Raw genomic sequence first — 21058 nt, 5'->3', positions numbered from 1 at the left:
ACAGTCTACTGCCGCAGGGAAAGGCCCCCCGTTCAGTTGCTGGCGGGCCGCCCTCAGGCAGGGCTGCCGGTGTCCGCGCCGGGTCCGGGTCCGCCGGCTTCCCCGGCGGCGGCCCGCGCGGTGTCAACCAGGATTCGCCATGGGCCCGTGAGGGCATGTTCGGGCAGGGCCGCCCTTCGCTGCCCGGCGGTGATGGAGTAGATGAAGCGGTCCGGCTGCTGCGCCTCGAAGGCTGCGGCAGCTGCCCGTGGGGTGCTGGGAACCGCATCCCACGGGCACGCCTCGACAATGGGCTGCCACTGGCTGAGGTCGCTGTCCGTCCGGGCGTCCACCGTCCATACGCGCGTGATCGCAGCGATTCCGCCGGTGCGCTCCACCTTGATCTTCATGGGCTGGCCCCTGGGCTTCCATCCGGTCCGGGAACCAATGGGTGGGCCGCCGGACAGTGGTTAAACCTTGACTCTTACAGTTTCCCACGCCGCTCCGACGGCGTCATGCTCCTTGGATTCCGGTCCGAAAAGCTCTGCGGCAGCGCGCACCGTGGCACGGGCAAAGACGGTGAAGGTGGCTGAGGGCGGCAGGGAACCATTGGTCAGTGTCTCGTACCAGATACGGCCCGGCGCATCCCAGGCGTAGCCACCCAGAGCCTCCGCCACAAGGTAGAAGGCACGGTTGGGGATACCGGAGTTGATGTGGACGCCGCCATTATCCGCGCTGGTCCGGACATAGGAGTCCATGGAGTCAGGCTGCGGGTCCTTGCCCAGCACGTCGTCGTCGTAGGCGGTTCCGGGCGCTTTCATGGACCGCAGTGCCTGTCCCTGGACGTTGGACGTGAACAGGCCTTCCCCGATCAGCCAGCTGGCCTCCGCGGCGGACTGGTTCTTGCCGTACTGCTCAACGAGCGCGCCGAAGACGTCGGACATGGATTCGTTCAGCGCGCCCGCCTGGTTCCGGTAAACAAGCCCGGCCGAGTACTGCGTGACGCCGTGGGCCAGTTCGTGCCCAATGACGCTCACGGATTTGGTGAACCGTTCGAAGACGTCACCGTCGCCATCGCCGAAGACCATCTGGCTGCCGTTCCAGAAGGCATTGTCGTACAGCTTGCCAAAGTGCACCGTGGCATCAAGCTTCAACCCGTGTCCGTCCACCGAATCACGTCCGAAGGCGTCCGCATACAGCTTGTGCGTAGACCCCAGCCCTTCATAGGCCTCGTCCGTGGCGGGATCGCCGGTGGCGGCGCCGCCCTCTGGACGGACAAGCCTGCCGGGGAGGGTTTCGTCCCCGCCGGCATCGTAGACGGCCCGGTTGACCGGCCCTGGTTTTTCCAGCCGCAGGCCCGGCGGGAGGGCCTGAACAGCCTGTGAACGGGCAGCCTGGAAGGACTCGACGTGGCCCAGCGCTTTCCTGGCGGCGCTTGCCGCGGAAGAGAACTCCGGCGCATCCTGCTGCGCCAGCCGCCGCAACATGTACGGCGGAACGATCGAACAAACTGGAACGTGCATTGCGTACCCCCTCAACTAGGTGGACCCAGCCTACGAGGAGCCACTGACAATGACAGGGAAGCCACCGCCACGAATTCACCAGCCTTCCGGGCGCTGGAGCGGGCTGAGCTGGGTACGGTAAGCGCATGGCTGAAACCGAAAAGCGAACCAAGTCCAGCTCCACCCTGCTGACGGTCATCATCGCCTTCGTCGCGAATGTGCTCGTCGCGGCGGCAAAGTCAGTGGCCGCTGTCCTTTCCGGCTCGGCCTCGATGGCCGCGGAGGCAGCGCACTCCTGGGCGGATACCGGGAACCAGGTGTTCCTGTTCTTCGCGGAGCGGCGCTCTGCCCGGCCCCGGGACAAGAGCCATCCCATGGGATACGGCCGGGAAGCCTACGTCTGGTCGATGTTCGCCGCGTTCGGCCTCTTTACCGCCGGCGCTGTGGTGTCCATCATGCACGGCGTCCAGGAGATCATTTCCCCGGAACCCGCCTCCGATTTCATGGTGGCGTACATCGTCCTGGCCGTGGCCTTCGTCTTTGAAGGGATTTCCTTCATCCAGGCTTTCCGACAGACCCGGAAAGCGGCCCACGAGCTGGAACGCCACACGCTGGAGCAGGTGTTGATCAGCTCAGACCCCACCCTCCGTGCTGTTTTTGCCGAGGATGCGGCCGCGCTGATCGGCCTCATCGTGGCGTTTGTGGGCGTGTTCCTGCACCAGGTCACCGGTTCGCCCCTCCCGGACGCGATCGGATCGATCGTGGTCGGCGTGCTGCTGGCCGTCGTCGCCGTCGTCCTCATCGACCGCAACCGGCGCTTCCTGGTTGGCCAGGGAGTCACTCCGGACATCGAACGCTCCATGGTGCAACGGCTGCTGGAGCACGAGGACATCGCCCGGCTCACCTACCTGCATCTTGAATTCGTAGGTCCGCGCAAGCTGTATCTGGTGGCAGCCGTGGATCTGGAGGGGAACCACCCGGAACACGAAGTGGCGGTGGTCCTGCGCCGGATCGAGCGTGACCTGGAAGATCACGAGACCGTAGAGGAGGCCGTGCTGACCCTGGCAACAGCCGACGAGGCGGCCCTGAGCTACTGACGGTGTAGACGGACCGGAACGAAAAAACCCCCGCCGCTTCGTGAAGCGGCGGGGGTTCCCCATGTGCCCTCGATAGGATTCGAACCTACGACCTTCTGCTCCGGAGGCAGACGCTCTATCCCCTGAGCTACGAGGGCAATTTCCGGGATATCCTGCCGTTCCCGGCGGGACGTCCTAGAGCTTAGCAGGAAGGTGGCCCGCAAGGGAAAACCACCACCGGGACCAGCCCGGGATGGTTCCCGGAGCAGCCTTAGTAGCCCGCAAAAGAGTCCGTCCGCACCCGGCGTGCGCCGGCCCGCCGGGATGCGCGGCGGAGGGATGCAACGCTTGCGGGGGAGCCCGAGACGTAAACATCCCGGCGGGCAATGTCCGGGACCAGCGCCGCAAGCGCCTGTCCGTCCAGCCGGCCGGACGCGCCGGGGTTGGCCGCGGCAACGGAGGCCAGGCCGGTCGGCGGCTCGGAACCATCCGCCAGCCGCACCAGTACCCGCACGCCCGAAGTCCGAAGTTCATCCGCGTAGGCCACCTCATCAGTGCTCCTGGCAAGGAACAGGAGCACGGCGTCCCGCTCCCGCAGGCCCCCGGAGGACAGCTGGGACATAAATGGCGTGATGCCGATGCCCGCCGCGATGAGCAGCACCGGCCGGCGCGGGTCCCGCGGCAGGACGAAGTCGCCGCCCACCGCCGTGGCTGTCACTTCGTCGCCCGGCCGCAACGCCAGGAGCGCCTCCTTTGCCGCAGACAAAGGGCCTGCCGTCCGGACGCCAAACTTCACCAGGCGGCCGCCGGGGGAGCCGGTCAGGCTGAACACCCGGCGTCGGCCTTTTCCATCCGGCCTGGCCTGCGGCAGGTCCAGCTCCATGTACTGCCCGGGGATGAAACGTACCGGCCTGGCGGGCTCGAACGAGAACTCGGCGGTGGTGGGCGTCAACGGGCGGGTTCCTGCGAACCGGAGCTTTACGGCGCCGCGCTGGCCCCCCAGGAAAGCCAGCAGGTTGCCCGCCAGCAGCGCCGCCTCGGGGGAGTTGGCCACAATACCCAGGTTCCAGGGCACCGCGAAGAGCACCCCGGCCACTGCTGCAAGAGCCAACTGTTGGCGGCGCCGCGGCGGCAACGTGAGGGGTTCGGTCAGCATGAAGCCCACAAAGAAGAGCACCGGACGCTGGGCGAGGGTTTGCCAGACGCCCATCCCGGCTGTCATGCCCGAGCGAAGCAGTTCAAGGGTAATGATCGCCGTGGCCACCACCGTGAACACCGCTGCCATCAGCACCTTGCGTGTCCGGTACAGGATCAACAGCACGCCCGGTACCAGCAGCCAGATCATCGCCGGCGTCGCGGCCCACCAGGTGGCGATGTTCAGTCCGGTGAGTCCGGTGGCAAAGGCGCCGGCGGCGGCAGGATTGAAAATATGCCGCCCGCGCCACGCCAATGCGTACTTGGACGCCGACGCCAGCACGCAGGCCAGCGCTACCCCCGCCAGGTCCATCGGCTGCAGGGAGGGCCAGAACAGGAAGTAGAGCAGCAGCCCGGTGATCAGCGACGATTCCGAATGGGGATTGATCCGGAAGAGCGCCGCCAGCGCCCGGTTGGCGGCGTAGGTCACACCAAGGCACAGCGCCAGGTGTGCCAGCATCTGCGGGATGCCAAAGGTCAGCCAGCCCAGCACATCAAGCAGCAGGCTGTACGCGGCGAGTACTGCCAGGACTACAAGGATGAGCCGGTACATGGTGAACCTGCCCAGGGCGGTGTCTATCCGGCCCGCCAGGGAGGAAGCCGGACCGGTCTGCGGTGTTTCCACGGGGCTCATGGGAACAGCTTCCCTTCAAATTCGGCGGAATAGGTGGCGCTGCCGTCGGAAAAGACCGTCAGCCAGGAAAAGTTGAACGCCTCCTGGAGCTGGGCGCCGGGAACGAAGAAGAGGGCAGTGGCGAGGGCATCGGCAACCATGGCCGACTCCGCCAGCGCCCAGGTGGCGACGGCGGTCCGCACCGGCTTCCCGGTGGTCCCGTCAAGGACGTGGTGCAGTCCGTCGCCCCAGGCACGCCGGTTGGCGGCGGAGGCGCACAGTGCCCGGTCCTGCAGGTCCACGACGCCGATCGCCTGTGCCGGGTTGTAGGGGTGCTCAAGTGCCACTCTGACGGGCCCGGTTCCGCTGGCCAGCAGGTCCCCGCCGGCATCGATGACGAATGCGCGAACGCCGGCGTCCACCAGCTCCTGTGCCAGCAGGTCCACCAGCAGGCCCTTGCCGGCGGCGCCGATGTCCAGCACCACCGGGGCGCTGGCAGCCAGGACCGTTCCGGACCACGTGAGGACACCTTCCCAGGCCGGTGCCGGAAGCGGCAGGCCTGCGGCCCGGAGGGCGTACGCCGCGTCATATCCCAGGCGCTCCAGGCTGCCGCCAATCAGCGGCGTCATGGCCCCGCCGGTCAGGCGGTAAAGCCGCCAATACAAGTCGCCCAGGAGAGCAGCCTCGGCCGGGAACGCATAGCGCCCCGGCTGCCGGGCCATGTCTGCAACCAGGGAATCGGTACGGAAACGGGACCAGTCGCCGTCGAACTTTTCCACCCTGTCCACAAGGCGCGCCTCTACGGCCGGGGGCAGCGGCAGGGCAGTGGTGATGTGCCAGTCTGTACCGATCCCCTGGAACGAAAAGTCCTCCCGGTCCGTCGCCGGCACCGGCTACTGCGCCTCCGCCTTGATCTTCTCCAGGGCCTGGTTGAACCCTCCGCTGGTCAGTGAGGACCCGGAGACCTTGGACACGTTGAGTCCATCAATGTTTTTCCCCACTACCTGGGCTGCAATGCCCCCGGCGAACTGGCCCTGGAACTTGCGGGTGTTGGGGTTGGACGGGTGCTGGGTGATCTGCACGTCCGTGACTGTTCCGGCTGCCAGCGTCAGTTGCACGCCCACCGTCTCAGTGCCGTTGGGCGAAACGTAGTTGCCGTCCGCGCTGTAGGTGCCGTCCTTGTAGACGGCGCCGCCGCCGGCCAGGGCGGAAGAGCCGGCAGAGGGGGCGCCCGGAGTGCCGGGCGTGCTGTCGGCCGTGGACGGCGCGCAGCCCGCCACGGTTCCTGCCAGGGACAGGCCTGCGATTCCAGCAACAAGGCCTTTGTGGACGGCGTCCTTGGAAGCGGAAGGGCTCTTGGGGGTGGAGGGTCTCATGAAGGCTCTCATTTCACTCTTGGGGCTGCACCGTGTCTGTAGGCTGCGCCGAGCGGCAGTGGCTACGGTTTAGTCAACGCCGGACCGGCACGAATGGTTCAAATTCTTTGCTGTCACTGGCCCCCGGTAGGCTAGAGGGGTGACTCCCGAAGAACTTTCCCTCGCCATATCCGCCTGCCTCAAGGACGCCGTCGCCGCCGGTGACATCGCCCTTGCGGTGTCAGCCATTCCGGCTGAGGTGCGCGTGGAGCGGCCCAAGAACCGGGACCACGGCGACTGGGCCACCAACATCGCCCTCCAGCTCGCCAAGCAGGCCGGCACCAATCCGCGCGAATTCGCCGCCGTCCTCAGCAGCCGGCTCAAGTCCATCGACGGCGTCTCCGCCGTGGACATCGCCGGCCCGGGATTCCTGAACATTACTGTGGACGCCGCAGCCGCCGGTGCCCTCGCCAGGGCCATCGTCGAGGCCGGCAAGGACTACGGCACCAACACCGCGCTCGCCGGGCGCACCGTGAACATGGAGTTCGTCTCGGCCAACCCCACCGGGCCGCTGCACATCGGGCACACCCGCTGGGCCGCCCTGGGTGACTCGATTGCCCGTGTGCTGCGTGCTTCCGGCGCCGACGTCACGGCGGAGTACTACATCAACGACGCCGGCTCGCAGATGAACACCTTCGCCACTTCGGTGTACTCGCGCCTGCACGGACTTCCCGTGCCCGACGGCGGCTACCCCGGGCAGTACATCGCCGACCTCGGCCACGAGGTCCTCAGCGCACATCCGGACATCCGCGAGCTCACCGAAGTGGCCGCCCTGCCTGTCATCCGGGCCGCCGCGTACGAGGCCCAGATGAAGGACATCAAGGCCACCCTTGCCGAGTTTGGCGTCGCATTCGACGTCTTCTTCTCCGAGCAGGAACTGCACGACGCCGGTGCGATCGAAAGTGCCGTGGCGCGCCTTCGCGAGCAGGGCCACGTGTTCGACGACGGCGGTGCGGTCTGGCTGCGGACCACGGACTTTGGCGACGACAAGGACCGCGTGATGATCCGAGCCAACGGTGAGCCCACCTACTTCGCCGCGGATGCGGCCTACTACCTGTCCAAGAAGGACCGCGGCTTCACCGAAAAGATCTACCTCCTGGGCGCCGACCACCACGGCTACATCAACCGGCTCAAGGCCATCGCTGCCGCGGCCGGGGACGATCCCGAGTCCAACATCGAAGTGCTGATTGGCCAGCTGGTCTCGGTCAATGGCGCCAAGCTGTCCAAACGCGCGGGCAACATCATCGAGCTCAAGGACCTGATCGAGTGGCTGGGCAAGGATGCAGTCCGTTACTCCCTGGCCCGGTTCCCCGCCGACTCGCCGCTGACCCTTGATCCGGAACTGCTGAAGAAGCACAGCAACGAGAACCCCGTGTTCTACGTCCAGTACGCCCACGCCCGCTCCCGCGGCGCCGCGCGCAATGCTGTGGCGGCCGGCGTCGAACGCCAGGTGGACGGCCAGGACAGCTTCGACGCGTCCCTCCTGGACCACGCCACGGAAAACGAGCTGCTGTCCTACCTGGGCAGCTACCCGTCGATTGTGGCCAAGGCCGCGGAACTGCGCGAACCACACCGCGTGGCGCGCCACCTCGAGGCCATAGCCGGCGCCTACCACCGCTGGTATGACGCCTGCCGCATCGCCCCCATGGGCGAGGAGCCCGTGACCGACCTCAACCGCACCCGGCTCTGGCTCAATGACGCCACGAGCCAGGTGCTGGCCAACGGCCTTGACCTGCTTGGCGTTTCCGCGCCGGAACGGATGTAAGCACCATGCGAGCTGAAGCCATCACCGTCCAGGCAGGCGGCGCGTCCCCGCTTGCACCCGAATGGCTGCAGGTACCGGCCGATCTCAATGCACTCCAGGAGCCCATGTGGGCCGGTAGCGTCCAGCGCAATGCCGACGGCGAAATCACCGCGGGTGGCGTGGACGTCCGGGAGTTGAAGCAACAGTTCGGCACGCCGCTCTTCGTCATGGATGAGGCAGATTTCCGGTCCCGGGCCCGGGCCTTCAAGGACTCCTTCGACGCGGCCTTCGCCGACATCTGCGGCGGCGTTGACGTCTATTACGCCGGAAAGTCCTTTCTCTGCACCGCCGTGGTCAAGTGGGTGGAGGAGGAAGGGCTGCGCCTGGACACCGCATCGGGCGGCGAGCTGGCAGTGGCCGCCCGTGCCGGAATGCCGGGGGAACGGGTGGCGCTGCATGGCAATAACAAGTCCGACGCCGAGCTGAACCGCGCGCTGGACATGGGCTTGGGCCGCATCGTGGTGGACAGCCTGGACGAACTCGCACGCGTCGGTGCCATCGCGCAGGCCCGCGGGGAGCAGGCCAAGGTCATGCTGCGGCTTACTCCCGGTGTGCACGCCCACACGCACGAATTCATCGCCACCGCCCACGAGGACCAGAAGTTCGGCCTCTCCATGGCAGCCGACACCACCGATGAAGCCGGCATTTCCGCGGCCGAGGAAGCGGTGGCAGCTGCGGCAGCCCATCCCGGCATTGAGCTGCTGGGCCTGCACTGCCACATCGGCTCGCAGATCTTCGAGCCGGACGGCTTCGCGCTGGCCGCCGAAAAGCTGCTGCGCTTCCTGGCCGCCATGCAGGAGAAATACTCCATCACCATGCCGGAACTGGACCTTGGCGGCGGCTACGGGATCGCCTACACGCCCGTGGACACCCCCCGCCCCCCAGCGGAGATCGCCAACGCAATGGCCGCCGTCGTGCGTTCCACCTGCGCCGAGCTGGGCATCAACGCGCCGCGTATCTCCATCGAGCCCGGACGCGCGATTGTTGGCAGCACCACCTTCACCCTGTACGAGGTGGGAACCCTGAAGACCGTCCGCGTGGACGCACCCGGCACTTCCGCCGACGGTGACGCGGACAACAACGTTACGTATCCCCGCCGGTATGTTTCGGTGGACGGCGGCATGAGCGACAACGCCCGCCCGGTGCTGTACGACGCGGATTATTCGGCAGTGCTGGCCTCCCGCACGTCCGCGGCCGCCCCGCAGCTGTCCCGCGTAGTGGGCAAACATTGCGAGAGCGGCGACATAGTTGTTAGAGATGTATATCTGCCCGAGGACGTGGCAGCCGGTGATCTGCTTGCTGTACCGGGAACCGGCGCCTACTGCTGGGCCCTCTCGAGCAACTACAACTATCTGGCCCGGCCGGGCGTTGTCGCGGTGCGCGACGGATCTGCCCGGCTGATTGTCCGCGGGGAAACCGAAGAAGATCTGCTGAACCGCGACATGGGAGCCTGAATGACGGAAATGCGAACGCTGAAAGTAGCCCTGCTGGGCTGTGGCAACGTTGGAGCCCAGGTTGCGCGGATCCTTCTTGAGGATGCAGACGCCCTCGCTGCCCGCACCGGTGCCCGCCTGCAGCTCAGCGGCATCGCCGTGCGCAACGTCAACGCCCCACGGGACGTGGACCTGCCACAGGAGCTTTTCACCACCGACGCCGAAACACTCGTCAAGGACGCCGACCTGGTCATCGAGCTGATGGGCGGCATCGAACCCGCGCGCACGCTGATCCTCTCCGCGCTGCGCAACGGCGCCTGCGTGGTCACCGGCAACAAGGCGCTCCTGGCGCAGGACGGCCCCACGCTCTACGAAGAGGCGGACAAAGCCGGCGTCCAGCTGTCCTACGAGGCCGCCGTTGCCGGTGCCATCCCCATCCTGCGCCCCATCCGCGACAGCCTCTCAGGCGACCGGATTACCCGGGTGCTGGGCATCGTCAACGGCACCACCAACTTCATCCTTGACCAGATGGACACCACCGGCGCCCAGTTCGCGGATGCCCTGGCCGAAGCCCAGCGCCTTGGCTACGCCGAGGCCGACCCCACTGCCGACGTCGAAGGCCATGACGCTGCCGCCAAGGCCGCCATCCTCGCGTCGCTGTCCTTCCACACCCGTTTCGCGCTGGACGACGTCCACTGCGAAGGCATCACGTCCGTCAGTGCCGCGGACATCGCCGCCGCGAAAGACGCCGGCTTCGTCATCAAGTTGCTGGCCATCGCGGAAAAGCTGACGGACGCCGAAGGCAAGGAAGGCGTTTCCGTCCGCGTACACCCCACCCTCCTGCCCCGCGAACATCCGCTGGCCGCTGTCCGCGGTGCCTTCAATGCGGTGTTCATCGAGGCCGAAAACGCCGGTGAACTGATGTTCTACGGCCAGGGCGCCGGCGGCACCCCCACGGCATCGGCCGTCCTGGGCGACCTCGTTTCAGCAGCCCGCCGCCTGGTCCTGGGCGGTCCCGGCCGCACCGAAACCACCACCGGCCACGTTCCCGCGCTGCCCATCGACGCGGCCACCACCAGCTACTACATCGGCCTGGACGTTGCCGACCAGCCCGGCGTCCTGGCAAAGATCGCCCAGCTCTTCGCCGAACACGGTGTCTCCATCGAAATCATGCGGCAGACCATCCACCGCGATTCGGCGTCCAACGTGGAGTCGGCCGAACTGCGGATCGTCACCCACCGCGCGTCAGAGGCTGCCCTCGCAGCCACCGTCGAGGCCGTGAAGGGCCTGGACGTCATCAATTCAGTTACATCCGTTTTGCGGGTAGAAGGAGTCTAAGTGGCTCACCAATGGCGCGGAGTCATCCGCGAATACGCTGACCGCCTGCCCGTGACGGAGTCCACCAGGGTCATCACCCTGGGCGAGGGCGGCACCCCGCTGGTGCGCGCGCAGAAGCTCTCCGAACTCACCGGTTCCGAGGTCTACCTCAAGGTGGAGGGCATGAACCCCACCGGCTCCTTCAAGGACCGGGGCATGACCATGGCCATGACGGCAGCGGTTGCCTCCGGCGCGAAGGCCGTCGTGTGCGCTTCCACCGGCAACACGTCCGCGTCCGCCGCTGCCTACGCCACCGCCGCCGGCCTCAAGTGCGCCGTCCTGGTGCCCGAAGGCAAGATCTCCATGGGCAAGCTCAGCCAGGCCATCGCCCACGGCGCCACCCTGCTCCAGGTGGACGGCAACTTCGACAACTGCCTTGACATCGCCCGCAAGCTGGGGGAGTCCTACCCCGTCTTCCTGGTCAACTCGGTCAACCCTGCCCGCATCCAGGGCCAGAAGACCGGTGCCTTCGAAGTGGTCGATTCCCTGGGTGATGCCCCTGACATCCACGTGCTGCCCGTGGGCAACGCCGGCAACATCACGGCTTACTGGAAGGGCTACAAGGAGTACTCCGCTCCCTTCGAATCGGACACGGCCGGAACGCTCCCCGCCGTATCCACCAGGACGCCCGCGATGTGGGGCTTCCAGGCCGCCGGTGCTGCGCCCTTCGTGGCAGGCCACCCCATCACGGAGCCGGACACCATCGCCACCGCCATCCGCATTGGAAATCCTGCGTCCTGGGATGGTGCCGTGGGCGCCCGTGACGAATCCGGCGGACTCATCGAGGCCGTTACCGATGAGGAAATCCTGAACGCCCACCGGTGGCTGTCGTCCAAGGAAGGCGTCTTCGTGGAGCCCGGTTCCGCCGCCGGTGTGGCAGGCCTGCTCAAGAAGCACGCCGCAGGCGAAGTCCCCAGCGGGAAGACCATTGTCATCACTGTCACCGGCCACGGACTCAAGGACCCCCAGTGGGCCCTGCGCACCGAGGACGGCAGCGATGTCCAGCCGGTCAAGGTTCCGAACGACGTTGTCACCGTTGCCGCTGAGCTGGGACTGGAAGAAAAATAACCTTGGACACCACCTCGCAGGCCGCCGTAGGACTGCAACTGATTGAGCCGGGCCAGCGCGTCACCGTGCGCGTTCCGGCCACCACGGCCAACCTGGGTCCCGGCTACGACAGCCTGGGACTTGCACTGGCCCTGCACGACACCCTGACCGTGGAAAGCCTGGACACGGACCAACTCGTCTTCGAACTCAGCGGCGAGGGCGCCGACACCCTCCCTCGGGATGCCAGCCACTTGGTGGTGCGTGCCATGGATGCGGCCTTCGAACGGCTGGGCTACCGCCACGGCGGCCTCAAGGTGACAGCCCGGAACGTGAACCCGCACGGCCGCGGGCTGGGCTCCTCCGCGTCCGCCGTGGTGGCTGCGGTCTCGGCCGCCAACGCCATGGTGCCGTCCGGAAGCCAGCGTGGAAAGGACTGGATCCTGCAGCTCACCAGCGAGTTGGAGGGCCACCCGGACAACGTCGCACCCGCGATTTTCGGCGGACTGGCGCTGTCATGGCAGGACAGTGAGCAGTACAGCAGCACCAGCGCTGCCGTTGCCGGTTCCATCATCCCCATTGTGGCGGTCCCCGACTACGAACTCTCCACCGAGGCCGCCCGCGCTCTGCTGCCGGCATCCGTCGGACACCATGCGGCGGCGATGAATTCAGGCCGCGCGGCCCTGCTGATCCATGCCCTGACGCAAAAGCCCGAATTCCTGTTGCCGGGCACCGAGGACTACCTGCACCAGAGCTACCGGGCCGAGGCCATGCGGCCCAGTGCGGCATTGATCGGCGCCCTCCGGAAAGCAGGCTACGCGGCAGTGGTTTCCGGCGCCGGGCCAACCGTCCTGGTGCTGGCCAACGGTGAAGCGCAGGCCGGCGATGCCCTCGCCTTCATCGAGGCCTTTACATCCGAGAACACGCCGGACATCGGCTGGCGCGTGCTGAAGCTCGCAGTGGACGTTGAAGGTGCTAAGGTGGACGTGCACCGGCGGTAATTCCGCCTATCTGATCTGCTCCTGCATTCAGTTGCTGTTTGATCTACCACTGTGAATGTATTCCGGTGCCGCCTGCTTGGTCTGTCGCAGGAATCTGCAGCATCCAACTGCCCCTGAAGCGTCAGTCAGGCGTTGTGCCGTGGGCGCAGCGCAAGGTGAATCAGTATCCGGCCCTGCTGGCCGAAATCCAACCGGCAAGGCTGAAATCCGGCTGCAGATCTGAACTGCAGCCCAGATCAAATCATCGCGTCCAGCTCCCAGTCTGGACGCCGTCGAGGGGGAAGGATCCTTCGTGACCGAAACCACTGAGCTGTCGCCAGCTGTGGAACACACAACTTCTGCTGCCGAATCAACGGCCGCACCCGCCAAGAGCAGCGGCCTTGCCGGCCTGAAGCTCGCCCAGCTGCAGGCCCTTGCCAGCCAGCTCGGCATCTCCGGCGGCTCCCGCATGCGCAAGGGGGACCTGGTTTCGGCCATCTCCGCCCACCGCGCAGGGACCCTCACCGTCAAGACTCCTGCCAAGGCAGCGGCCAAGGCTCCGGAAAGCACTGTGGCTCCGGCCGCACCGGCTTCCGCTCCGGAGGCCGCAGAAGCTCCTGCTGCTGAAGGCACCCGTGCCCGCGGACGCGGCCGCAGCCGCCGCGCTGTCAGTGACGGCGTGGTAGCCCCCGCAACCGAGGCTCCGGTTGCGGAAACCGCAGCCGCACCGGCCGCCGCAGCCGTCGAGGCGCCGTCGGCCGCCCCCGCGGAAACCACCGAGGCAACGGAGGGCGCCGCCGAGCGCCGCCAGCCGCGAACCCGCAACCGCCGCCGCAGCGAAGCCGCTGCAGCCTCCGTCCAGGAAGCTCCGGTGGAAACCCCGGCAGAGCAGCCGGCCGCGGAACAGCGCGCAGGTGAACAGCGCACCGAAGCTCCCGCGGAAGCAGGGGACGCCGGCCAGCGCACGGAACGCCGTGAAGGCGGCCGCACCCGCGGCCGTGACAACACCCGCGATTCCGATGGCGGCCGCGACAACGCCGGCAGCCGCGAAGCCGGCCAGCGCGACGGCGGCCGGGACACCCGGGACAACGACGACGCCGACGGTGGAAGCCGCCGCAACCGCCGTAACCGCCGCGACCGGAATGACCGCAACGACCGTTCCGGCGGCCAGGACCGGGACAACTCGCGCAACGACCGTTTCCGCGACCGCAACGACCGCCGCCGCGGCCGCAACCAGGGTCCGGACGTGGACGATGTCGAGGTCACCGACGACGACGTCCTGCTGCCGGTCGCCGGCATCCTTGATGTCCTGGAGAACTACGCGTTCATCCGCACCTCCGGCTACCTGCCCGGCCCCAACGACGTCTACGTCTCCCTGGCCCAGGTCAAGAAGTACAACCTGCGCAAGGGTGACGCCGTTGTAGGCGCAATCCGTGCTCCGCGCGAAGGCGAAGACCGCAGCCAGCAGTCCGCCCGCCAGAAGTTCAACGCCCTGGTCCGGGTCACATCGGTCAACGGCAAGACGCCGGAAGAGCTCAAGGACCGCGTGGAGTTCGCCAAGCTGGTTCCGCTCTACCCGTCCGAGCGCCTGCGCCTCGAGACCGACCCCAAAAAGATCGGTCCCCGCGTCATCGACCTCGTGGCCCCCATCGGCAAGGGCCAGCGCGGCCTGATCGTCTCCCCGCCCAAGGCCGGCAAGACGCTCATCCTGCAGTCCATCGCCAACGCCATCACCACCAACAACCCTGAGGTCCACCTCATGATGGTGCTGGTTGACGAACGGCCCGAAGAAGTCACGGACATGCAGCGCACCGTCAAGGGCGAGGTTATTGCCTCCACCTTCGACCGTCCCGCCGACGACCACACCACCGTGGCCGAGCTCTCCATCGAACGCGCCAAGCGCCTGGTGGAAATGGGCATGGACGTGGTGGTCCTGCTGGACTCCATGACCCGCCTGGGCCGCGCCTACAACCTGGCAGCACCGGCCTCCGGCCGCATCCTGTCCGGTGGTGTGGACTCCGCAGCCCTCTACCCGCCCAAGCGCTTCTTCGGTGCCGCCCGCAACATCGAAAACGGCGGCTCGCTCACCATCCTGGCCACCGCCCTCGTCGAGACCGGTTCCAAGATGGACGAGGTCATCTTCGAAGAGTTCAAGGGCACCGGCAACATGGAACTCCGCCTGTCCCGCCAGCTGGCAGACAAGCGCATCTTCCCGGCCGTGGACGTCAACGCGTCCGGTACCCGCCGCGAAGAGAACCTGCTCTCGCCCGAAGAAGTCAAGATCATGTGGAAGCTGCGCCGCGTCCTCTCCGGACTCGAGACCCAGCAGAGCCTTGAACTGCTCACCAACAAGATCCGGGAAACCCAGAGCAACGTCGAGTTCCTCATGCAGGTCCAGAAGACGACGCTTGGTGCGAAGTCGGATAACGACAAGTAGTTTCACCAGGGGCGGGGCCGACGCATTTTGCCGGCCCCGCCTTTGTCGTTCGGATTTTGCCGCCCCCGCCCCTTCGCTGGGCGGCTTCGATCTTCGATCGTTCGCCGCCCAGCTCCGGCAGGCCCGATGCCACTCCCGGGGCGGCAAAATCCGAACGCCATGCAGTTATCTCACCAAATGCGGGCATGCGTCCGGACGTGCGGTCAGTCTCCGCATGGCAGTCATTAGACTTGTACAAGTCGAAAGAGGTTTATAGATGTTTGAGTCCGTACAGGGCCTGCTTGATGAGCATGATTCCATCCAGGCGCAGCTCGGGGATCCTGCTGTTTATGCTGACCAGCGGCTTGCCCGGAAGCTGGGGCGGCGGTCGGCTCAGCTCAATGGCATCGTTGAGGCCTATCACAAGTGGGAAGGCATCCGGGACGATCTTGCTGCCGCCAAGGAGATGGCTGCTGAGGATCCCGAGTTTGCTGCCGAGGTGCCTGAACTTGAGGCCGCGCTGGAGACTGCTGCCGCCAAGCTGCGGCGCCTGCTCATTCCCCGCGATCCCGACGACGCCCGCAACGTGATCCTTGAGGTCAAGGGCGGGGAAGGCGGCGACGAGGCCGCCCTGTTCGCCGGCGACCTGCTGCGCATGTACACCCGGTACGCGGAGTCCCGCGGCTGGAAGACCGAAATCATTTCAGCCACTGAGTCGGACCTCGGTGGCTACAAGGACGTCCAGGTGGCCGTCAAGGGCAACTCGAACGATCCCGCCGAAGGCGTCTATGCGCGGCTTAAGTTCGAAGGCGGCGTGCACCGCGTCCAGCGCGTGCCCGTCACCGAGTCCCAGGGCCGCATCCACACCTCCGCTGCCGGCGTGCTGGTCCTGCCCGAGGTGGACGAGCCCGAAGAGCTCGAAATCAACCAGAACGACCTCAAGATCGATGTGTACCGGTCCTCGGGCCCGGGCGGCCAGTCCGTGAACACCACCGACTCCGCCGTCCGCATTACGCACCTTCCCACCGGCATTGTGGTGGCCATGCAGAACGAGAAGTCCCAGCTGCAGAACCGTGAAGCCGGCATGCGTGTCCTCCGCGCACGCATCCTGGCGCACCAGCAGGAGCAGATCGACGCCGAGAACTCGGCCCAGCGCAAGTCGCAGATCCGCACCATGGACCGCTCTGAGCGCATCCGCACCTACAACTACCCCGAAAACCGGATCGCGGACCACCGCACCGGCTACAAGGCCTACAACCTGGACCAGGTCATGAACGGTGACCTGGAACCGGTCATCCAGTCCGCCATCGAGATGGATGAGCAGGCCCGGCTGGACGCCATCGGCGACTGACCGGAAGCCTTCACCCATGACCGAGCCCACCTCCGCGGCGCCCGCCCAGACACTCGGTGCGGCCGTCCGTGAGGCTGCCGCACTCCTGGCTGAGGCCGGTGTCCCCAGCCCCCGGACCGACGCGGAGCTCCTGGCGGAACACCTGCTCAACGTCGGATTGGGACGCCTGCGCTCTCTGATGCTCGGCGATACTCCTGTACCGCCGGGCTACGCGGAACTCGTTGCCGAACGTGCCCGCCGCATTCCGCTGCAGCACATCACCGGAGTGGCGCATTTCCGTTACCTGGAGCTGGCCGTAGGCCCGGGAGTGTTCATCCCGCGTCCGGAGACAGAGTCCGTGGTCCAGCTGGCCATCGACCACGTCAAGGGGATGCAGCACCCCCGCATCGTGGACCTCGGGACGGGATCCGGTGCCATCGCGGGTTCCATCGCGCACGAGGTCCCCGGCGCAGAAGTGCACGCGGTCGAGTACAGCCCGTTCGCCCACGCCTGGGCGACGAAAAACCTGGCGCCGCTGGGGGTCAACCTCATCCTGGGGGACCTGCGCGACGCTTTCGGCGAACTCAACGGGACAGTCGACGTCGTGATTTCCAACCCGCCGTACATCCCGGCCGAAGCCATCCCCAACGAACCCGAAGTAGCCCTGCATGATCCGCCGGAGGCTCTATACGGCGGCGGAGCGGACGGCATGGAACTTCCGACGGCGGCAGCGGCTTCCGCTGCCCGGCTGCTGCGGCCCGGGGGCTACTTCGTCATGGAACACGCGGAAGTCCAGGCAGGCTGGATTGCCGCCATGCTCTCCAGGGCCGGAACCTGGACGGCCGTCACCACGCACCTGGACCTGAACGGCAAGGAGCGCGCCACCAGTGCCGTGCTCGCGGACCAGGCCATACGGAATGAAAGAATGGGCCAGTGACCACAACTTATGACTGCACCATCGACGACGAGCGGGCCCGGGGGCTCGAGGACGCCCAGCGTGCCATCAGCGAAAAGAAGTGCGTCGTGCTCCCCACCGACACGGTTTACGGCATCGGCGCAGACGCGTTCTCCCCGCAGGCCGTCACCATGCTGCTGGTATCCAAGGGGCGCAGCCGCACCATGCCGCCGCCCGTCCTGATTCCGCGCATCAATGCCCTGGACGGCCTGGCCACTGACGTGTCTGCGGATGCCCGCGCACTCGCTGAGGCCTTCTGGCCCGGCGGCTTGACGCTGATCCTGCATGCGCAGCCGTCCCTGGACTGGGACCTCGGCGAAACCAAGGGGACCGTGGCGCTGCGGATGCCTGCCGACGAAGTCGCCCTGGAACTGCTGACCTTGACCGGCCCCCTCGCCGTGTCGTCCGCCAACCGCACCGGCCACGCTCCGGCCCAGACTGCCGCTGCCGCCCGGGAACAGCTGGCTGATTCCGTGGAGGTTTACCTTGAAGGCGGCCAGCGCCCCTTGGAGGGTGAAGCCGGGGTGCCGTCCACCATTGTGGACGCCACCGGCCCCCTCCTGCGCGTGGTGCGCAACGGCGCAGTGAGCCTGGACCAGCTCCGCGAGCACGTTCCGGGTGTCCTGGGCCTGGGAGAAATCCCCATGGCTGAGGAGGAGCCCGCACCAGAGCAGGCTGCTGCGGGGGATGCGACGGACGACGGCGGGGCCGCACCCGGCGCGTCCGGGTCCGGGTCGTCCGCTGTGACAGGCCCGGCCGCGGAAGCCACGACGCCGGCCGGGAACCAGCAGCCTTGATGGCGCTGGACCGCCAGCAGATTCCCGTCCTGGACGTCCACGCCACTCCGCTGCGGGTCCCCGACCTGGTGGCGGAGCTGAGCAGCTTCGTGGCGGAAGGATCCACCCGTACCGTCCTGGGCCACAACCTGCACAGCGTCACCCTCACCCTGTCCGACGACGGATTCCGGCGCCTGTACGAGGACAGTGACGTGGTGCTCCTGGACGGCGCGCCCGTGCTGTGGCTGTGGGGGAGGACCGGCAACGCCGAAGGCCCGGTCATGGATTACCGGCTGGGTTCCACGGACTGGCTCCCGGCACTGGACCAGGTCTGCGGCCTTGAACGGATTGCCGTGATCGGCGCCGGAACGGAAGCTAACGCAGGGGCTGTCAACAGGCTGAAGGACATTGTTCCAGGCGCCCGCGTCTCCGGCTTTCCCGGCGAGGGATGGGGCCCTGACCTGGAGGAGGCAGCCATTGCCTGGCTGCACCGTGAACAGCCGCAGTTGGTCCTGCTTGGCCTGGGCATGCCGCTCCAGGAGGACGTGCTGCAGCGCCGGTTGGCTGACATGCCGCCTGCTGTGTACTGCGCTGTGGGCGGTGCCATCGAGCAGTTGGCGGGGGTCCAGAAGCTTGCGCCCCGGTGGCTTGGCAGGATGGGCCTGGAGTGGGCATGGCGCCTGCTCCTGCATCCCCGCCGTGTGGCCTACCGCGTGCTGGGAGAGCCCTGGGTCCTGCTGTGGCTCCTGGCCGCCAGGAGGCTCAGAAAGCCGCGGCTGGAAAAATAAACGCTGCCGCAGAACCGCGGGGGCGCGGTAGACAGCGGCAGCGTGTGCCTAGAACTTCTGGTCTTCCAGTGGAGCGAAGCCCTTGCCGCGCAGGCCGGCAGTGAACGACCGCGCCCACCCCAGGAAGCCCGGAAGGTCCCGGCGCTGCAGGAAATAACCCAGGTAGCCGCCGACGTCGGCCACCAATGAGCGCACCCGGAAATACCGGCGGATGAGGTAGCCGCGGTTCCGGTAATAGTAGTAGCGCTTGAAGGCGGAGTCCGGAACGATCACGTGCCAGCGGGCGCCGTAGACGTGCTGCGTTTCACCGAAGGCGTGCGGGTGCGTGATGGCGGTAGTGGTGACCGTGCCGAAGCGGATCCCGGCCTTGCGCAGCCGGATGGTGAAATCAACCTCGTCGCCCCGGATGAACAGGCGCATGTCCGGCAGGCCCACCTTGAAGAACACGTCGGAGCGGATCAGCGCACCGTTGAAGAAGTGGCCGTCATCCGGCAGGAAGCCAAGTTTCTCCACCTCGGCCCGGTCGTGCGTGACCTTGCCGTCAAGCCGGAAGAAGAAGGACAGCCGGTCGGGATGGCCGGGCGCCGTGACCAAAGGGACCACCGCCTCCAGGCCGCGTGCCTCAGCCTCACGAAGCAGCGTGGCGAGGCATTCCGGGTCGGCCGGCTCGGCGTCGTCGTCCATCATCCAGATCCAGCGCGCACCGCTGGCCACTGCCTTGAGTGCGGCCAGCGCAAACCCGCCGGCGCCGCCCAGGTTTGCTTCGGAGCGGACATAGTCCACGTTGGGGTGCGCCGCCGCCACGTCCGCAGCAGGGGTGCTGCCGCTGTCCACCAGGCAAATCGTGTCCACGTGCCGGCTCTGGGCGTTGATGGAATCCAGCAGGACGGACAATTCCTTGGGCCGGTCGAAAGTTACGGCGGCAACCGCAATGCGGGAGGTCATGGGGGTCCTTTCAGCATGGCTGCCAGGGAGTTCCCCGCCTGTTATGCGCCCGTGTGGCGCGGAGCCATGGTGCCGGTGGCACTAGTATCTTTGACTAGAGTCCACTGTAATACAGCCCTGTAAGGCCCTGCGCGTAAGTCTGTGCGCACTGCCTGCTGCGCGCTCGGCGACGGAGAAGTTTCATTTATCGAAGAACAGATTCCCGGCCCGTGAGCCCATCCACCCAAAACCCGCTGCCCCTGCAGCTGAGGGGCTGCGGCACCACCACTCCTGTTGCGGTTGCCGTCCCATGATCATGTACCTGCTGATGGGGCTCACCGCCGCCATCGTCTCCTACGCAGCGACCTGGGGTGCCCGCGTCGTTGGCCACCGCCTTGAGCTGCACCTGCCCATCCGCAGCCGCGACATGCATTCCACGCCGGTGTCCAGGCTGGGCGGCGTGGCGATCTTCCTGGGCGTCATGGTGGCGCTGGTTGTTGCCAGCCAGTCCTTCTTCGTCAAGGACATCTACCGCAACAATTTCTCACCCTGGGGTGTCCTGGCAGGAGCCGCGGTGATCGTCCTGGTGGGCGTGGCGGACGACCTGCTGGACATTCGGTGGTGGGTGAAACTGATCGGCCAGAGCGCAGCCGGACTCACAGTAGCCAGTTGGGGTGTCCAGATGACCATCGTCCCCTGGGTGCCGGAACCTATCTACCTCCAGGACGGAACCCTGCGGATAGTGCTGACGGCCGGATTGATCGTCACCACCATGAATGCCTTCAATTTCATTGACGGACTGGACGGCCTCGCGGCGGGCGTCGCCATCATCGGCGGCACGGCGTTCTTCGTCACCGCCTACTGGGTACACCGGAACGCGGTGCTGCTGGACTATTCGGACCTGGCAACCCTCATTACGGCTGTGCTGGTGGGCGGCTGCCTGGGCTTCCTGCCGCACAACTTTTTTCCCTCGAAGATCTTCATGGGCGACTCCGGTGCCATGCTGATCGGACTCCTCATGGCTTCGGCCGGTGTGGTGTCCACGGGGCAGATCACCTCCGGCCTCTACGACCGGGCCAACGGTATCTCCACGATCATTCCCATCCTGCTTCCCTTCGCGGTCCTCTTCCTCCCACTGCTGGACCTGGGGCTGGCCGTCGTCCGCCGGACAGCCCGCGGACGGTCGCCCTGGTCCGCGGACCGCGGACACCTGCACCACAAGCTGCTGGACATTGGCTATTCGCACCGCACCGCGGTGATCCTGATGTACCTGTGGACCGCCGTCCTGTCCTTCGGCGGCCTGGCGTTCGCCGTCTTCCCCTGGCACATCGTGCTCGCCGTGGACATCTTCGCCACACTGGTCATGGGACTGGTGACCGCCTGGCCGTACCTGTCCCGCGGCAACGGGGAAACCACGGCGTAACGGCGGTTCTGAATTATTTCTATCTCGTG

At 66.7% G+C, this 21058-nt stretch carries 18 protein-coding genes and 1 tRNA gene; 12 read left to right on the top strand and 7 right to left on the bottom strand.

Going from position 1 to position 21058, the window contains the following annotated elements; translation table 11 throughout:
* Positions 1-53 precede the first annotated feature (53 nt).
* Together ACTHQS_RS12895 and ACTHQS_RS12890 are read right to left on the bottom strand one after the other, a co-directional pair.
* On the bottom strand, positions 54-389 hold the full coding sequence (locus ACTHQS_RS12895; protein ID WP_440169442.1) for a protealysin inhibitor emfourin: 336 nt from the start codon (positions 387-389) through the stop codon (positions 54-56).
* 60 nt (positions 390-449) lie between these two features.
* A complete protein-coding gene (locus ACTHQS_RS12890; RefSeq protein ID WP_440169440.1) occupies positions 450-1502 on the bottom strand; it encodes a M4 family metallopeptidase in 1053 nt (350 codons plus the stop codon).
* Positions 1503-1627: 125 nt separating this feature from the next.
* Here ACTHQS_RS12890 and ACTHQS_RS12885 point away from each other — a divergent pair, with 125 nt between their 5' ends.
* On the top strand, positions 1628-2578 hold the full coding sequence (locus ACTHQS_RS12885; RefSeq protein ID WP_440169438.1) for a cation diffusion facilitator family transporter: 951 nt from the start codon (positions 1628-1630) through the stop codon (positions 2576-2578).
* A 64-nt stretch (positions 2579-2642) separates the two neighbouring features.
* Here ACTHQS_RS12885 and ACTHQS_RS12880 read toward each other — a convergent pair.
* The 4 genes from ACTHQS_RS12880 to ACTHQS_RS12865 all read right to left on the bottom strand — a co-directional run bounded on the left by ACTHQS_RS12880 (position 2643) and on the right by ACTHQS_RS12865 (position 5740).
* Positions 2643-2715: transfer RNA gene (locus ACTHQS_RS12880), tRNA-Arg, on the bottom strand.
* 113 nt (positions 2716-2828) lie between these two features.
* Positions 2829-4385, bottom strand: a complete 1557-nt coding sequence (locus tag ACTHQS_RS12875; protein ID WP_440169435.1) for a ferredoxin--NADP reductase — start codon at positions 4383-4385, stop codon at positions 2829-2831.
* Entirely contained in the window at positions 4382-5254 is an 873-nt protein-coding gene (locus ACTHQS_RS12870) for an FAD:protein FMN transferase (RefSeq protein WP_440169433.1), read from the bottom strand. Before ACTHQS_RS12870 ends, ACTHQS_RS12875 begins: the two co-directional genes overlap by 4 nt.
* 3 nt (positions 5255-5257) lie before the next feature.
* Complete coding sequence (locus ACTHQS_RS12865; RefSeq protein WP_440169431.1) at positions 5258-5740, bottom strand: FMN-binding protein; 483 nt, start codon at positions 5738-5740, stop codon at positions 5258-5260.
* Positions 5741-5879: 139 nt separating this feature from the next.
* On the opposite strand from ACTHQS_RS12865, the gene argS reads away from it, so the two are divergent.
* The 10 genes from argS to ACTHQS_RS12815 all read left to right on the top strand — a co-directional run bounded on the left by argS (position 5880) and on the right by ACTHQS_RS12815 (position 18682).
* Positions 5880-7544 carry an arginine--tRNA ligase gene (gene argS, locus ACTHQS_RS12860; RefSeq protein ID WP_440169429.1) on the top strand — a complete coding sequence of 555 codons (1665 nt, stop codon included), beginning with the start codon at positions 5880-5882 and terminating at the stop codon, positions 7542-7544.
* A 5-nt stretch (positions 7545-7549) separates the two neighbouring features.
* A complete protein-coding gene (lysA, locus tag ACTHQS_RS12855; protein ID WP_440169426.1) occupies positions 7550-9037 on the top strand; it encodes a diaminopimelate decarboxylase in 1488 nt (495 codons plus the stop codon).
* Positions 9038-10354, top strand: a complete 1317-nt coding sequence (locus tag ACTHQS_RS12850) for a homoserine dehydrogenase (protein WP_440169423.1) — start codon at positions 9038-9040, stop codon at positions 10352-10354. It begins immediately after the preceding gene.
* Positions 10355-11461: a threonine synthase gene (gene thrC, locus ACTHQS_RS12845; RefSeq protein ID WP_440169421.1), complete on the top strand. Its 1107-nt coding sequence runs from the start codon at positions 10355-10357 to the stop codon at positions 11459-11461.
* A gap of 2 nt (positions 11462-11463) precedes the next feature.
* Positions 11464-12438, top strand: a complete 975-nt coding sequence (thrB, locus tag ACTHQS_RS12840; protein ID WP_440169419.1) for a homoserine kinase — start codon at positions 11464-11466, stop codon at positions 12436-12438.
* A gap of 292 nt (positions 12439-12730) precedes the next feature.
* Positions 12731-14854: a transcription termination factor Rho gene (gene rho / locus ACTHQS_RS12835; RefSeq protein ID WP_440169416.1), complete on the top strand. Its 2124-nt coding sequence runs from the start codon at positions 12731-12733 to the stop codon at positions 14852-14854.
* A gap of 256 nt (positions 14855-15110) precedes the next feature.
* On the top strand, positions 15111-16184 hold the full coding sequence (gene prfA, locus ACTHQS_RS12830; protein ID WP_307357591.1) for a peptide chain release factor 1: 1074 nt from the start codon (positions 15111-15113) through the stop codon (positions 16182-16184).
* Positions 16185-16200: 16 nt separating this feature from the next.
* Positions 16201-17100, top strand: a complete 900-nt coding sequence (prmC, locus tag ACTHQS_RS12825) for a peptide chain release factor N(5)-glutamine methyltransferase (RefSeq protein ID WP_440169413.1) — start codon at positions 16201-16203, stop codon at positions 17098-17100.
* Positions 17097-17915 (top strand): L-threonylcarbamoyladenylate synthase, encoded by an 819-nt coding sequence (locus tag ACTHQS_RS12820; RefSeq protein ID WP_440169410.1) that lies wholly within the window; start codon positions 17097-17099, stop codon positions 17913-17915. The genes prmC and ACTHQS_RS12820 overlap by 4 nt, the downstream gene beginning before the upstream one ends.
* Positions 17915-18682: a WecB/TagA/CpsF family glycosyltransferase gene (locus ACTHQS_RS12815; RefSeq protein WP_440169408.1), complete on the top strand. Its 768-nt coding sequence runs from the start codon at positions 17915-17917 to the stop codon at positions 18680-18682. Before ACTHQS_RS12820 ends, ACTHQS_RS12815 begins: the two co-directional genes overlap by 1 nt.
* A 48-nt stretch (positions 18683-18730) precedes the next feature.
* Here the strand turns inward: ACTHQS_RS12815 and ACTHQS_RS12810 are convergent, their stop codons facing one another.
* Positions 18731-19627, bottom strand: coding sequence for a glycosyltransferase (locus tag ACTHQS_RS12810; protein ID WP_440169405.1), 897 nt, complete (start codon positions 19625-19627; stop codon positions 18731-18733).
* Positions 19628-19916: 289 nt separating this feature from the next.
* Between ACTHQS_RS12810 and ACTHQS_RS12805 the strand changes: the two genes are divergently transcribed.
* A complete protein-coding gene (locus tag ACTHQS_RS12805) occupies positions 19917-21029 on the top strand; it encodes an MraY family glycosyltransferase (RefSeq protein ID WP_440169402.1) in 1113 nt (370 codons plus the stop codon).
* Positions 21030-21058 lie beyond the last annotated feature (29 nt).

This window comes from Arthrobacter sp. SAFR-044 (assembly GCF_051965175.1).
Classification (GTDB): Bacteria; Actinomycetota; Actinomycetes; order Actinomycetales; family Micrococcaceae; genus Arthrobacter.
This window is presented reverse-complemented; position numbering and strand designations above follow the sequence as displayed.